General features: G+C 68.5%; 14 protein-coding genes and 1 pseudogene. 12 read left to right on the top strand and 3 right to left on the bottom strand.

What is annotated here, in order from left to right; translation table 11 throughout:
* Positions 1–17 precede the first annotated feature (17 nt).
* The 9 genes and pseudogenes from AC1WTP_RS32160 to AC1WTP_RS32120 all read left to right on the top strand — a co-directional run bounded on the left by AC1WTP_RS32160 (position 18) and on the right by AC1WTP_RS32120 (position 6,794).
* Positions 18–470: a DUF2752 domain-containing protein gene (locus AC1WTP_RS32160; RefSeq protein WP_481652992.1), complete on the top strand. Its 453-nt coding sequence runs from the start codon at positions 18–20 to the stop codon at positions 468–470.
* A 152-nt stretch (positions 471–622) separates the two neighbouring features.
* Positions 623–1,015: a hypothetical protein gene (locus AC1WTP_RS32155; protein ID WP_481652991.1), complete on the top strand. Its 393-nt coding sequence runs from the start codon at positions 623–625 to the stop codon at positions 1,013–1,015.
* Between the two features lie 65 nt (positions 1,016–1,080).
* Complete coding sequence (locus AC1WTP_RS32150) at positions 1,081–1,716, top strand: DUF305 domain-containing protein (protein WP_481652990.1); 636 nt, start codon at positions 1,081–1,083, stop codon at positions 1,714–1,716.
* Positions 1,717–2,028: 312 nt separating this feature from the next.
* Complete coding sequence (locus AC1WTP_RS32145; protein ID WP_481652989.1) at positions 2,029–2,706, top strand: C39 family peptidase; 678 nt, start codon at positions 2,029–2,031, stop codon at positions 2,704–2,706.
* Positions 2,707–2,854: 148 nt separating this feature from the next.
* The gene (locus tag AC1WTP_RS32140; RefSeq protein ID WP_167189114.1) at positions 2,855–3,214 is read left to right on the top strand and encodes a BlaI/MecI/CopY family transcriptional regulator; all 360 of its coding nucleotides are present in this window, start codon (positions 2,855–2,857) and stop codon (positions 3,212–3,214) included.
* Positions 3,211–4,131: a M56 family metallopeptidase gene (locus AC1WTP_RS32135; protein WP_481652988.1), complete on the top strand. Its 921-nt coding sequence runs from the start codon at positions 3,211–3,213 to the stop codon at positions 4,129–4,131. Before AC1WTP_RS32140 ends, AC1WTP_RS32135 begins: the two co-directional genes overlap by 4 nt.
* A 628-nt stretch (positions 4,132–4,759) precedes the next feature.
* Entirely contained in the window at positions 4,760–4,939 is a 180-nt protein-coding gene (locus tag AC1WTP_RS32130; RefSeq protein ID WP_481652987.1) for a hypothetical protein, read from the top strand.
* Positions 4,940–5,045: 106 nt separating this feature from the next.
* Positions 5,046–6,094, top strand: a pseudogene (locus AC1WTP_RS32125) (IS256 family transposase).
* A gap of 196 nt (positions 6,095–6,290) precedes the next feature.
* Positions 6,291–6,794 carry a hypothetical protein gene (locus tag AC1WTP_RS32120; RefSeq protein ID WP_481652986.1) on the top strand — a complete coding sequence of 168 codons (504 nt, stop codon included), beginning with the start codon at positions 6,291–6,293 and terminating at the stop codon, positions 6,792–6,794.
* A 42-nt stretch (positions 6,795–6,836) separates the two neighbouring features.
* On the opposite strand, the gene AC1WTP_RS32115 is transcribed toward AC1WTP_RS32120, so the two are convergent.
* A complete protein-coding gene (locus tag AC1WTP_RS32115; RefSeq protein WP_481652985.1) occupies positions 6,837–8,012 on the bottom strand; it encodes an integrase core domain-containing protein in 1,176 nt (391 codons plus the stop codon).
* A 271-nt stretch (positions 8,013–8,283) separates the two neighbouring features.
* Between AC1WTP_RS32115 and AC1WTP_RS32110 the strand changes: the two genes are divergently transcribed.
* The gene (locus AC1WTP_RS32110) at positions 8,284–8,706 is read left to right on the top strand and encodes a GNAT family N-acetyltransferase (protein ID WP_481652984.1); all 423 of its coding nucleotides are present in this window, start codon (positions 8,284–8,286) and stop codon (positions 8,704–8,706) included.
* A 172-nt stretch (positions 8,707–8,878) separates the two neighbouring features.
* Here the strand turns inward: AC1WTP_RS32110 and AC1WTP_RS32105 are convergent, their stop codons facing one another.
* On the bottom strand, positions 8,879–9,655 hold the full coding sequence (locus tag AC1WTP_RS32105) for a hypothetical protein (protein ID WP_481652983.1): 777 nt from the start codon (positions 9,653–9,655) through the stop codon (positions 8,879–8,881).
* A gap of 248 nt (positions 9,656–9,903) precedes the next feature.
* Here AC1WTP_RS32105 and AC1WTP_RS32100 point away from each other — a divergent pair, with 248 nt between their 5' ends.
* The gene (locus tag AC1WTP_RS32100) at positions 9,904–10,101 is read left to right on the top strand and encodes a hypothetical protein (protein ID WP_481652982.1); all 198 of its coding nucleotides are present in this window, start codon (positions 9,904–9,906) and stop codon (positions 10,099–10,101) included.
* Positions 10,102–10,282: 181 nt separating this feature from the next.
* Positions 10,283–11,047, top strand: a complete 765-nt coding sequence (locus AC1WTP_RS32095) for a hypothetical protein (RefSeq protein WP_481652981.1) — start codon at positions 10,283–10,285, stop codon at positions 11,045–11,047.
* A 1,027-nt stretch (positions 11,048–12,074) separates the two neighbouring features.
* On the opposite strand, the gene AC1WTP_RS32090 is transcribed toward AC1WTP_RS32095, so the two are convergent.
* Positions 12,075–13,277 carry an MFS transporter gene (locus AC1WTP_RS32090; protein ID WP_481652980.1) on the bottom strand — a complete coding sequence of 401 codons (1,203 nt, stop codon included), beginning with the start codon at positions 13,275–13,277 and terminating at the stop codon, positions 12,075–12,077.
* Positions 13,278–13,575 lie beyond the last annotated feature (298 nt).

The following is a 13,575-nucleotide window of genomic DNA, read 5'->3' as shown; positions in this document are numbered from 1 at the left end:
CAGCGAGGAGGTTACCGGTGCGTCAGGTCACGGCAGCGCCTGACCGGGCGATGCGGCGCGCCGCGTCGGTGGCCGCGGGTGCGGCACTGGCCGCGGCGATCGGATTCGTGCTCCGGTTTGATCCCACCGACCGGGTCGCCGACCCGACCGGCCCCTGCCTATGGCACTCCCTCACCGGCATCAACGGCCCAGGCTGTGGCGGCACCCGCATGGTCTACTACCTGTTGCACGGCGACCTCGTCCAGGCCGCTCGCCACCACCTGCTCGCGCTGGTCGCGGTGCCCTTCGTGGCCTACCTCGCCGTCCGCTTCCTCGCCTCGGCCTGGCTCGGACGCGAACTACCCGCGCTGCGCCTGCCCGCCTGGGTCTACGGGACGTACATCGTCGTCTTCCTGGTCTACAGCACGGTGCTGCGTAACCTGCCGTGGGCGCCGTTCTCCTGGTTCGACATCCCCAACCTGACGCCGTAGCCCCAACCGTCACCCATCCCGCCCGTCCGGCCGGCGAGCACGTGCCGCTTCTCCGTCGCACTGCTGGCCGCCGATTATGCTACCTACTATCCTAAATCGGTATGAACAGGACAGCGCGCCAGTGCCCGCCCGGGCTGATCAGCCTGCCCCGGGTGCTGCTGCTCGTCCTGCTGACCTTCGGTGTCGCCGGGATGCACACCTTCGGCCATGGCGGCCACGCCGCGAACGGGCACCAGACCATGGCGGAGGGCCTGCCACACGGCGCGCTCACCGCCGCCGGTCAGGACGACTCCCACGACCTGCTTCAGGTTGCGCAGGTTGGCGAGCCGACGACCGGCGGCAGCACCGACATGGATCTCTTCTCGGTGTGCCTGGCGGTGCTCGGCGCGTTCGGGCTGGCCGTCGGCCTGGCGCTGCTGCGTGTCCGATCCCACCGCCACAGGCCTGGCGCCCGGACTCGTCTCGCAGCCCACAGGGGTGGGCGTGGTCCCCCTGTGCCGTTGCTGGGCCTGCGCGTTGCGGCGGTGTCGGTGTTGCGGATATAGGAACGGCCGGTCAAGCGACCGCTACTCCTACATTCACACACCAACCCGAAAGGCACTCCTTCACCATGAAGCGCACCATCCTGCTGCGCCGCGCCCTGCTGACCGGCGTCACCCTGTCCGCTCTCGCCGCCACCGCCGTGGCATGCGGGGACGACATGAGCGGCATGGACCACGGCAGCGGCAACAGCCCGGCCGTCACGGCATCGGCGTCGGCGCAGGCCAGCGCCGCCGTCAACGACGCCGACGTCATGTTCGCCCAGATGATGATTCCGCACCACCGGCAGGCCGTCGACATGGCCGATCTGGCGCCGACCCGCGCCAACGACCCTGAGTTGAAGGACCTCGCGGCGAAGATCAAGGCCGCGCAGGATCCGGAGATCGTGACGATGACCGGCTGGCTGACCGCGTGGGGAAAGCCCACCGCCGCCCCCGAGGGCCACGACATGCACGGCACCGCCCCGACCGGCATGGCGGGCATGACCGACGACGAGCAGATGAACAAGCTCAAGGCGGCCAAGGGCACCGAGTTCGACAAGATGTTCGCGCAGATGATGATCGCCCACCACAACGGTGCCATCGAGATGGCCAAGACCGAACAGGCCAACGGCGCCAATCCGGACGCCAAGGCCCTCGCCGCGCGAATCGAGGCGGATCAGGCCGCCGAGGTGCAGGCCCTGCAGAAGATCCTCGACCGCCTGTAAGGCACGACGAGACGGCGGCCGGACCCGTGCCGGGTCCGCCCGCCGCCGTGTAGCTGAGGCCCGTGGTCCCACCGCGTGGTTGTAGACCTGCCTATCTGTGATGGGCGTCCGGTTTCGAAGCTGATGGGGCGCTCGCCACCGGCGCCCACGAGGTGATCGCGGAATGCCGGTCGGCCATGAGCGGTTGCGCAGATGTACGCCGGAGCAGCAGCCCCGGCGTTCGCCATATCCGGCCTTCGACGCCAGATGGCGGATCCCCGTGATGCCGGCCGACAAACATCGGCCTGGTCACCCCGAGGAAAGGTGACAAAGATGAACACCCTCACGCAAGGGACCACGGCTCGTACCGCAGTGGTGCGCCGCAGCGCGCTCGGCGTGGCCGGACTGGCCCTCGTCGCCGCCGGCGTCACCGCGCCGGTGACGGGTGCGCTGGCCGCGCCGTCGTCGGTGCCGTCGGTCGTCGCCGTGCAGCAGGCAGACAAGAAGTCGGACAAGCGCGTCGACTACCGCTTCCAGGAGCAGCCGAACATCTACTTCTGCGGCCCGGCGTCGACCCGCATCGCGCTCAGCGCGCAGGGCAAGATCCAGAGCCAGGACGAGCTGGCTTCGAAGCTGGGCACCACCGTCGCCGGGACGGCCTCGGCGTTCGACGTCACCCGGGTTCTCAACGAGGAGCTCGGCAAGGATGTCTACAAGACCGGTGAGATCCCGAACGACACGGCCACCGAAGACGAGGTGCGGCGCCTGAAGGATGACCTGACCACCGCGATCGACAACGACCGCGTTCCGGTGGTGAACGTCATCGGTGCGGGCACCGACGTGGACGGCGTGTCGCGCGACTTCCCGGTCGGGCACTACGTGACCGTGGTGGCCTATGACGGCGACCAGGTGAAGATCGCCGACCCGTGGCAGCCGGTGGGCGACGGCACCTACTGGATCTCCGTCGGCGAGCTGGCCGAGTGGGCTGCCTCGCGCGGCTACTCCGCCTGACACCCACGATCGAGCAACACCGACCGCGGCGGCCCGGGCGCGCGACGCCAGGGCCGCCGCCGTCGTCTTCTTCTGTCGTCCCTAGGGTTGCAGACGTACGGCGCCTCGACGTCAGCGTAGGCTGACGGGATGTGGGAGGCGGTGTGAGTTGAACGGCCTGGGTGAGTTGGAAGCCGCCGTCATGGACGTGCTGTGGCAGGCGGACGAGCCCCTGCGGGTGCGTGAGGTGCTCAATAGGCTGACCGGACGCACCCTGGCCTACACCACCGTCATGACCGTTCTGGACAACCTGCACCGCAAGCAGTGGGTGCTGCGTGACAAGAGCGGCAAGGCCTACCACTACCGGCCGGCCGGCAGCCGGGAGGAACTCGTGGCTCGGACCCTGCGGCGCGTGCTGAACACCAGTCGCCGACCGGACGTGGTGCTGCTGCACTTCGCCCGTTCGGCCTCTGACCGGGAACTGGCGGTGTTGCGGCAGGTGCTTGACGAGCGGTCGGATTCCCGGTGAGCCCCGCCGTCGCCCTCATCGTCGGCGCGCTCGTCGTAGCCTGGCTGGCCCCGGCCCTGCTGGAGCGCGCCGTCGGCCGGGTCCGTGATCCGATCGCTGTGCTCCTCGCCTGGTGGGGCAGTCTGGCCGCGGTGCTGCTGACCTTCACCGCCGGGATAGCTCTGCTGCTCGCGCCGGTCAACCGCTTCGAGAGTTGGGCAGAGCAACTGGCGCACCACTGCTGGCACGCGGTACGCCACGGCCACCTCCCCGCGCAGGACGAGGTCCTCGGCGTCGCGGGCGCGCTGGCCGTCTCCACGCTGGCCGCACGATCGGTCGTCGTGGCAGCTCGGCAGTGGCGTGCCCAGCGCGAGTCCCGCCAAGCGCACCAGGACCTGATGACTCTGCTCGGCGAAACCCTGACGCCGGAGCGCGAACCGGTGCTGCGGGTTCCGCACCGCGCGCCACTGGCCTACAGCGTCGGTGGCCGCCGGGGACTGCTCGTCGTCAGCGCCGGCGTCCTGCAGCTGCCTCCGGCGCAACGCGCGGCGGTGCTCTGTCACGAGCGGGCGCACCTACGCGGTCGCCACCATCTGATCGTCGCCCTCGCCGAGGTCCTCGCCACGGCCGCGCCCTGGGTGCCGCTGACCCGCCGTGCCCCGCGCGCCATGCGACTTCTGGTTGAACTGTGCGCCGATGCGGCCGCCGTGCGTACCTGTGGCGCGCCCGCAGTTCGCGCGGCGCTGATCGCCCTCAACGGTGCTCCGCACCCCACGCACGCCCTTCCGATGGCCGGAGCGGACGTGCCGACGCGGCTTCACCGCCTGCAGGCCGAGGCGCCGGGCTACCGAACGTCGGCCCGTGTCGCCCTTCCGTTGGCTGCGGTGTTCGCACCGGCACTGGTCAGCGCCGCCACCGCCGTCATCTTCTGCGTCTGAGTACGGCCCTGGTGTAGAGGCCACCGTCTCCAAAGGGAAAGACGCCACGTTCCCCCACGCACGGACTCCTCGCCAGCTTCTGGTCGCCCACTCCGGCGGCCTTCGCTCAGCGTCCCGGAACGGTCGCCTCACGCTCGATTGCTTACCGGTTACCTGCTCCAGCGTTCGTCGGTCCTGTAGGGACGCACGGCCTCCGTCGATCGTCGCTGCGATCTCACAGCCAACACTCCTACTATCGTCGCATCGTAGGTGCCCGCCATTGTCGTTCCGTTACTACCTGACCACGGCTCCCGGACAGATGCCACCGCTGTACGTCATGCGGTGCAGACGCCGGGCGGGGAGCGAGATGATGAGTAGCGGGTATGGACGGTCCAGGCGGTACGGGGAAAGCTTGGCGGTCCTACGTCCGGTCGCATGGTCCGCTCTGTTGGGCGCAGTAGCCACGGCCGCGTTCGCGAGCCCCGTGTACGCCGATCCGCCGCTGCCCAATGCCATCCCCGATACGGGGATCCGGCCGTCTCCGGCTGGGCCGGTGCAACTGCCGGGCGGCCGCACCACGGTAGCGCCGACCCCCGGCGGCCGGAATCTGTCGCCGCCGGCGGATCCTCTTGCAGGGCAGATCCTGGCCATGGAAACGGAGGTAGCGGCCCTCGGCGAGCAGTTGCTTCTGCTGCGGCAGGACCAGAGCCGGGCGAACGTCTCCCAGCAGGACTCCGAACGGCGGCTGCGCGAGGCGCGGGACGCTCTGCAGCAGGCACGCCAGAGGGTCGTACCCGCTGCCGCTGGACCTACTGAAGTGACCCCCTGAGACCGGACACCTCCTGACCTGGCAGCGGGACTGCGTAGATTTCCGTGTTTGACCTGGGTGTGGTCCGTTGGACAGGACGTTGATCCTGTCCGGGAAGGACCACGTCATGGCAGACAAGAAGAACGCTGCTCGTCCCCAGCAGACGGCGGCGGAGGTGGAGTTCGCTCAGCAACTGGTGGAGCGGGCCAGGGCCGATGGAGTCTCGTTGGTCGGGCCGGGTGGGCTCCTCGCGGGGATCACCCGGACCGTTCTCGAGTCAGCGCTCGGTGCGGATCCAGGTCCCGCGGGATCGGGCGGGTTCGTTCACGCTGCGGATCGTCCCGAAGCACGCCCGCGGGTTGGACGGGTTCAACGAGGCGATCCTGTCGCTGTACGTCAAGGGTCTGACGACTGGTGAGATCTCCGCTCATCTGGCGGATGTGTATGACGCCGGCGCGTCTCGGGAGTTGATCAGCCGGGTCACCGACAACGTCGTGGACGAGATGGCAGCCTGGCGGCAGCGGCCTCTGGACCGGATCTATCCGGTGGTGTTCATCGACGCGCTGGTGATGAAGATTCGGCAGGGGCAGGTCGCGAACCGGCCCGTCTACGTCGTGGTCGGTATCAGTCTCGACGGGGAACGCGACGTGTTGGGCATGTGGGCCGGCACCGGCGGTGAGGGCGCCAAGCAGTGGGCCGGCTACCTCACCGAGCTGCGTAACCGGGGTGTCGAGGACGTTGTTCATGGTCTGCTCCGACGGCCTGAAAGGTATGACCGACGCGATCGAGCAGGTGTGGCCGCAGGCGGTGCACCAGCAGTGCGCGGCTGCGGAGGCCCGCTTCGAGGCGTTCGCCGCCGAGTTCGGTGACCAGTACCCCGCCATGATCCGGCTCTGGCGCACATCGTGGCCGCAGTTCGTGCCGTTCCTGGACTACGACCACGAGGTCCGCAAGGTCCTCTACGCCACCAACATCATCGAGAGCCTGAACGCCCGGTTCCGGCAGGCCGCCCGCCGGCGGGGCCACTTCCCGACCGAGCAGGCCGCGATGAAGGTCCTCTACCTCGTCGTCCAGCGGAAACGCCGCGGCGGCGGGAGTATCACCGGCCGGGTCTACGGTTGGGCCAAGGCCCTCAACGCCCTGATCCTCGCCTACGGCGACCGGATCGCCATCTAACAATCTCGATCACACCACACGCCCAAACACGGAAATCGACACACTCCCGATGGTTGACGAAACGGCGTCGCAGGACGCTTGACGCCAGGTCGTGGTCGATTAGGTCTGGTGCCTGGGTCGATGGTAGGGCGAGGCCGTCCGGGAGGGGACTGTTCGCGTCTCGGGCTTCCGGCCGTTGGATGGCACGATGCGTGCTGTGAGTTGGCACTTGCTGGTGACGCCCCTGCACACCGCGGTCGCAGACGGTGGGCTCGAGTGGGTGGCTGCCGCTGAGTCTTCCTTTGGTCTGCCCGAGGAGCCATCGGCCGGCCGTGAGCTGCCGACGGTGGCGCAGGTCCTGTCCGCGTTCCGGGTGGCCGGTTGTCATGGCGTGCCGTGGTTCCAGGTCGCCGGGTATGACGTGGCCAGCGATCTTCCGGGCTGCCCTGACCCGGCCAGCTGCGCGTCGATGGATGGCCTGGACTTGGGCGAGGTCACTCTGGGCGTCGATGGCGCCGACGGTGACGAGCCGGTGGAGCTGGACCAGGCGGTGACCGACATCGGGTTCCGCAAGCCGTCCGGCAGTGCCGTGTTGGCCGCGGCGGTGGCGCTGGCGTCGCAGGCGGGGCCGCTGCTGGTGTTCGATGACAGCGGCGAGCGCGTGTTCGTGGTGTCGCCGGGCGACGATCCGGTCCACCTGGCTGGGCACTGGCCGTGGTAGCCACGCGACCATAGCGGCAGCCGCGCTTCCCGACGCCGATGCTCACCCAGTGGTGACCGTGATCTGGTGCTTGGCCTTGCTGCGGTTCAGGTCGGTGGTGCTGCGGCGGGGCACGGCTTTGATCGGGTTGTCGGAGTCGTAGACGGTGATGGCGTGCTCGTCGAGGGCGACCGATACCAACTTGCGGGCGTGGACTTTGCCGACCTGGATGCGTTGTCCCGCGACCTGGATGCTGCCGTTGATGGACACGACTCGTTCCACTTGCGGGATAGCCGCTGGCGGCGGGACTGCGGACGCCGGGCGGGCGTCGCGGATGCGGCCGCAGGCGGTGGGCGGCAGTGGGCAGCGCAGGGTGCGGCGCAGCTGCCCGGCGTCGTCGATGACGTGCAGGAGGACGCCGTCGAGCCGGACCCGGACCCGTTGACCGGCAAGTGGCACGCCGACGCTGATCTGCCGACCGGCGATGCTGATCCCGCCGCAGGCATTGACGATCCGCTCGACGGCGGTGGTCCGTGGTTCGGACTGCGGCAGCGGGGACGGTCCGGCGGGTGCGCCGCCGTCGGTCAGGAGGCGGGCCAGGTCGCGTTGGGACAGCCGCGACGGGCTGGACTTGATCCGGGCGCCGTCGGCGGTCAGGACGTGCAGCCGGTCGGTGTCGACCCAGATCGTGACCCGAGTGCCGGCGAGGGCAGGCCCCAGCCACACCTGCTGCTGAGCGACGGTCAGGTTCCCCGACGGTGGCACGACCCGGACCAACTGCACCGGCTGCGGCCGGCCGGTGGATACGGTCAGCGCCGTGTCGCCCTCGACGGCGGGTGGCTTCCTGGGTGTGAGTGGTGGCCCGGGCAGCAGCCCGGATGGGAGGCGCAACGGCAGATCCTTCGCTGCGGGCCGGTTTCGCACCAGGCCAGGGCGGTGAAACCGGTCGGCGGGAAAGGCGTCGTCGATGCCCTGGCGGGGCCGGTCGTAGTTGTATGCCGCGACGAACGCGTCTACCGCGGCCTGGGCCTGCTCGACGGTGGCGAACACCCGCCCGTCCAGGCATTCACCCTGCAAGCTCTGGTGGAACCGTTCCGCCTTTCCGGTGGTGGTCGGGGTGCGGGGTTTGGTGTTGCGGGCGACGATGCCGTTCTCCCGGCAGATCCGTTCGAAGAGCACTTCACCCGGGCGGGGCTTGGTGAACCGGCCGGTGAACTGCTTACCGTCGTCCGTCAGCACCTCACCCGGCGTCCCGAAGCGGGTCAGCGCGGGGAGGGGGATAGGTGGCCGCCGGTGGCCAGCTCCGACCCGGGAGCCGGGTCCGTGCGGGCGAGGTTTGGATCAACTGCGCCACCGTGGCGGTGTCCGCCGGGGGCGCGGTCCGTGACACGAGAGCCAACTCAGTCTGTTCCGGCAGCGTCCGTACGTGCGTCAAGGTCCGCTTGACGGTGGCGGGTCGGGCGGTGGCCCGCTCCCCGGACGGCGGGGCAGGGCGGACTAGCGTAAACGCATGGATCTTGTAGATGTACCGGTGGAGGCGACCTTCGGGCTGCGGCACGGCGTGCTGGGTTGGGAGGTGCCGTCGGCGACGCGCATTCAGGGCGACCACGCAGCCCACCTGGCGCTGCTGCACGGGGAGGCGATTGCCGCCGTGGTTTCCCATGCCACCCGGCCCTGCCCGGACGAACCTGAGGTGCCGGCCCGATATTTCTTTGGGATGGCGGTGGACGCCAGCTATCAGGGCCAGGGGTGTGGTCGCCGGCTTCTCGCTGCGGTTGCAGAGCGGGCGCAGGCGGCTGGCGAGTCTGTTATGTGGGCGGAAGCGCGAGAGTCTGCCGTCGACTTCTATGTGGCCTGCGGCGCCCGTGCCGGTGAGCCCTTCGTCGAGGACGTAGCCGGGCTCGCTGTCCGCCGCGTGGTGTTCACTCTTTAGCCGAAGCTGCCAGCCCTCAAGATCATGTCGTTTTCAGGCCGTCGAAGGGGAACCAGCAGCGACCATTGTTGACCATCCATGCTAGGTGTAGCAGCAGCAGCTCAGGCGCCCGGTCGCCCGGTTTGATCGACTACCCCCCCGCCCGTGATCAATACAACGCCAAGTGCCGCCGTCACGCTGCCTGAGCTGAATCGCGCGTGGTGGCCCCTGGCGCTGGGTCGCCTCCCGGCTTCCACCGTTTCAGCCGGGCCGCGCCGAGGGCGTTTAGACCTACGCCCCAGGTCAGGAGGACGATGAGCCACTGGGCCCATTTCACCGCGCTTATCTGGCCGGAGAGCAGGTTCCGGACTGTGGCGTACGGGGTGAAGGCTTGCGCAGGCTCGAGGACGTCGATTCCGCCCAGCACGGCCCACAGGCCCAGCGGCAGCACGATGGTGGCGAGGCATGCGATGACAGCAGACCGCAGTAGCAGGCCCAGCCCGGTGCCGACCAGCTGGGCGACGATCTGCACCAGTACGCCGCCCACCGCGATGGTTGCGGCGTGCCGCCACGGGTCCGGGGCGGCGCCCGACGGTGCGAGCGCGAGAGCAGCGGCGCAGACCAGGACCCCGAAGAGTCCGACTGCGGCGGCCAGGAGCGTCGCCGCCAGCAGGGTGGGGGTGAGCCGGGCCGTGCGGGGTGCCCGGCGCAGGTCGCGAGCCAGCAGGACGCCGAGGAACGGCACCGTCACTGACATCAGGCTCTGCACCATGTCCGAGAGGGTGGAAAACGTCAGGTCGCCGGGCCGCCCTGCCGCGGTCATCGCCACGCCGGCCAACAGGCCCAGCAGCAGAGTGGTCGCGACCAGCCAGCGTCGGGGCCGCGTCCCGACGGAACGCCGGAGCGCATTGAGAGTGGCCTCACCAAAGCCGGTCGGTATCTCGTCGGCGTCTACAGTGTGCTGTGTCAAATCCCTGCCTCCCGTTCTGCCCTTCCGTCAGGTTCCCCCATCCGGATCAAGTAGCGCTGACCCGAACACGGGATCGTGGGAGAATCGTGCCGATGTCAGTTCCGCTTCAACGTCTGACGCTCGGGGCCGAACTGGCGCTTGCTTCGCTAGTGCGTCTGGGCGCGGTGCTGTCGGGTAGCAGACAAGCAGCCATGCCATGGGGGACGCGCCCGGCTAGCCTGGCCGCCCAACGTACTTGCGAGGCTTAGGTGTCTGCCGGCGAGGTTGCTGTCGAGCAAAGCGCTCTGTCGTCCACGCAACTCATGATTATGCAGTTCGATCACACGATCGCTGAGATGGTCAAGTTCGGTGACACCTACGCGGATTCGGACTACAACCGCGCCGAAGCCGAACGCGATGCCGCCGACTACGCACGGCAGGCTGCGGCCAAGGGGCTACCACCTTAATACCTTGTGGTGCGGGTGTAGACCGTAGCGGCGTTCGGACCAAAGCTCCAGGGCTGAACACTCATCGATCTCGATGAGGTGGCATCATCGTACGTCGTGAAGGGCACACTGATGCATGGCTGTATCGGGCTCGCCACCACCTGCACGCGTCCTGGTGATGTCGCGTCGACGGTCCACCGGCGTGTTGTTCGGCACGCTCGTGTTCGTGTCGGTCGGCGTCTACTGGATCACGGTGGGCTTCCTGCCCGGCTGGATCGTCGTGGCTTTCTTTGGCTGCGCCGCCCTGGTAGCAGTAGTCGAGCTGGTACGGCCGTCGACGCTGCACCTGGATCCGAAGGGCTTCGTCGTGACCAGACCGCTGGGTCACCGCGCCTACCGATACAGGTGGTCGGAGTGTTCAAGGTTCATGGCATGGAGCCCCAGCTCAAGCAAGCGGACGACTGTTGACACTCGCGTCCTACCAGATGCCCGACATGATCTTCAAGGCCCGTCGCGGAGGCCCTCACGGGCCGCGACAGGGACGCCGCGCATCACGGCAGTTGCGGTTGCCGAAGGCGGCCCGAGCCGTGTCGTAATGTCCTCTCTGTCAAGGACGACGAGCGTGGGGGTATGGCCAGTGCACGAGACTGAGGCGGAGCTCCGCCTGGAAGTCAGCGAGCTCACTGAACTACTGCGTGAGGACTCCGATTTCGCTGGTCTCCGCAGCTTGCTGACGGCCCAGGGCTTGCATGCGTCGAAGGTCCTCCTAGCCGGGCTGGTCGGCGGCGAGGACAACAGCCAGTACGGCGTGTTCATCACTGCCGACCTGCAGTGTCTCCTGTTCGAGATCGGTCCGAGCAACCAACTGGTTCGATGGGAGCGAATCGAGGATGTTGACGCCCTGGCGAAGGATTTCTCGGCGGTTAATGTCGGCATCGCGATGAGGCGCGCTGGTGAGCTGGCCTGAGCTTGGCGGGATCGCGGTCAGCACTGGCATGTGCGGAGTGTTCTCGGCATGTGAGTACGGCCACTCGGGTGTCACCATCTGTAACCAGGACGACTGAGCAACCAAGGCCGGGACGGCGTGACCGGCGTTCGTGAACGTGCTTGGCAATCGACCGATGCGGCTGCAGGATTCAGCGCTGGTGGGCCAGCCAAGATGCTGGGCCAACAGCTCACGATCCCGACATCGGCCGTCGGGTGCAAGGCCGGTTCGGGGGAGCAGGTTGGGAGCAACTGGGTGCACTGAACGGCTTTAAACTGCGTCCAACGGCATCGGACGGTACTCAACTGCACCCACCCCTGCCTGCGGCCCCACGTTTCCGCAGGTCAGAGTCGGTGCAGCGTCCTGCTTCACACAACTGCACTCAACGGCAGCGAACAGCAGTCAACGGCACTCTATGTCGCCTGGTAGGGGAGTATCCACAGGTCACGGCGGTAAGGACCCCTGTGAGTGTTCATGCCTTGCGGGTGGGTGCAAATTGGGTGCAGGTTGGCGAAGTGGTCACCGCGTCCGAAGTGCTCACTAGCTTCGGGCGGAGAAGGACGCTCTGACCTGCGACGATGTGAGCGAGCGAGTGAGTGTGACCTCCCAGAGAAGACCGAAGTGGTCAGGGTTCGCTGCTCCCCGCCTGGCTGGTGCCGGCTGTCGACCTGAAGCCTGCCGACGCTAACACGAGGGCCATGCCGCATCGATGTACGGCTCTGGGTGCCGTCGTGGTGGCGTCGGTATGGATCCCGGGAGCTGAGACCCGAATCCCACCGGCAAACCTCTGAGCAGGGCTTCCTGAACGGCGACCACTTCGGCGGTCGCGAAGGCGTCAGCACGAGTGGCTCATGCCTCAGAAGTAGGCGACGTCCGCACATGCCGAGAAGCGGACACGTGGACTGCGCACGCGGGCGTCATGGCGGGTTCGACTCCGGAGCGCTACGAGCGCTATGTGCGAATGTCGCGCGGTTGAGGGAGGTTTCGCTACGGCCCGTTACAGTGTCCGTCACGGCGAAGCGATCACGAGTGGGCCCCGACGTCCTAGCGCCCACACGGTGAGCGCGAAGCAGCAAAGCGCCGCTCCCGCGATCGTGGCCGCTGTCCAGCCGCCCGCGGACCAGAGCGCGGTCGCGGCGGCGGAGCCGATCGCACCGCCGATGAAGTTGCCGGTGGCCAGCGCCGTGTTGAGCCGGCTGCGGGCCTCGTGGGAGACGGCGAACAGCCGCGCCCGGTTGAGTAGGCCTGCCCCTGGGAGCGCGACATCGATCATGATGATCGCGGGGACGAGGAGCACGACGGACCGGCCGGCGAACGCCGCTACGACGAAGGCGCTGAGGGCCAGTACCCATGCCACGCCGGTGGCCGGAAGCGACCAACCTCGGTCGTGCAGACGACCGGCGTGCTGGACGGCGAGGGCGCCGGCGAGGCCGGCCAACCCGAACAGCCCGATCACCGGTGCGGAGTACCGGAACGGTGGGCCGCTGAGCAGGAACGTCAGCGCCGTCCAGAGCAACGAGAACGCGGCGAACCCGGTGGCGGCGAGGACCAGCGTCCATCGGGCCGCCCGCTTGCGCATGACCACCGCGCCGACCGAGGCGATGAGCGCCGGGTACGGCATGGGCGCTCGCGGTGCCAGCGGTGGAATCGCGCGATAGAGCAGGACCGCGAGCAGGACGGCGACGACCGCGGCGAGGGCGAAGATCGCACGCCACCCGGCGGCATCGGCGACGAACCCGCTGATCGTGCGGGAGGCCAAGACACCGGTGAGGGTCCCGGACCCGATGGCGCCGACAACCCGGCCACGGTGGGCGTCGCCGGCAAGGTCCCCGGCGAGCGGCGTGAGGACCTGCCCGGAAATCGTCGTCACGCCGAGCACGCCCAGTGCGAGAAGGAGTACGCCGATCGACGGCGCCAGCGCGCACAGCAGCAGTGCGGCGGCCGAGGTCAGCAGCATCACCGGGACGAACCGGCGACGGTCGAGGACGTCGCCGAGCGGCACGAGCAGCAGCACGCCGACGGCGTACCCGACCTGCGTCGCGGTGACGAGCCAGCCGGCCGTCGCGGTCGCAGCGCACAGGTCGCCTGCAATGAAGCCGAGCAGCGGCTGCGCCCAGTAGAGATTGCCGATGGCCACTCCCGACGCCACTGCGAACAGGAACGTCAGCCGGCGGCTCATCTCCGACGGCGGTGCCATGCGGGGTGCTGCCACCCTGCCACGCTAAGGCGCGGGATCAAGGCGCGGGGCCCAGCGAGGGCCTGCGCGTGGCAAAGCCGCACCCGCCGAGATGTCCAAATCTCGGCCCGGCACCCTTTTGGCGTGCCCGGACAGGTCAACACGGCAGGCAACGACATTCCCACCGGGATCGCAGTAGGGCACCAGACGCTGTCATGGCGATCGCGCTTGTATGGCTCGTCGCGTTCGCCGGCCAGGGTCACGTCCCGTGGCGTGGTGTAGATCGCCTGCGTGAGGCTCTGTGCGCTGTTCGGTTTTCCGGTTCGTTGTCGAG

The organism is Micromonospora sp. R311 (genome assembly GCF_056780015.1).
This window is presented reverse-complemented; position numbering and strand designations above follow the sequence as displayed.

Excerpts from the sequence above, each read along its gene's own strand:
- AC1WTP_RS32150 (WP_481652990.1), top strand. The coding sequence starts at position 1,081 with ATGAAGCGCACCATCCTGCTGCGCCGCGCCCTGCTGACCGGCGTCACC.
- AC1WTP_RS32130 (WP_481652987.1), top strand. The coding sequence starts at position 4,760 with ATGGAAACGGAGGTAGCGGCCCTCGGCGAGCAGTTGCTTCTGCTGCGG.
- AC1WTP_RS32110 (WP_481652984.1), top strand. The coding sequence starts at position 8,284 with ATGGATCTTGTAGATGTACCGGTGGAGGCGACCTTCGGGCTGCGGCAC.
- AC1WTP_RS32145 (WP_481652989.1), top strand. The coding sequence starts at position 2,029 with ATGAACACCCTCACGCAAGGGACCACGGCTCGTACCGCAGTGGTGCGC.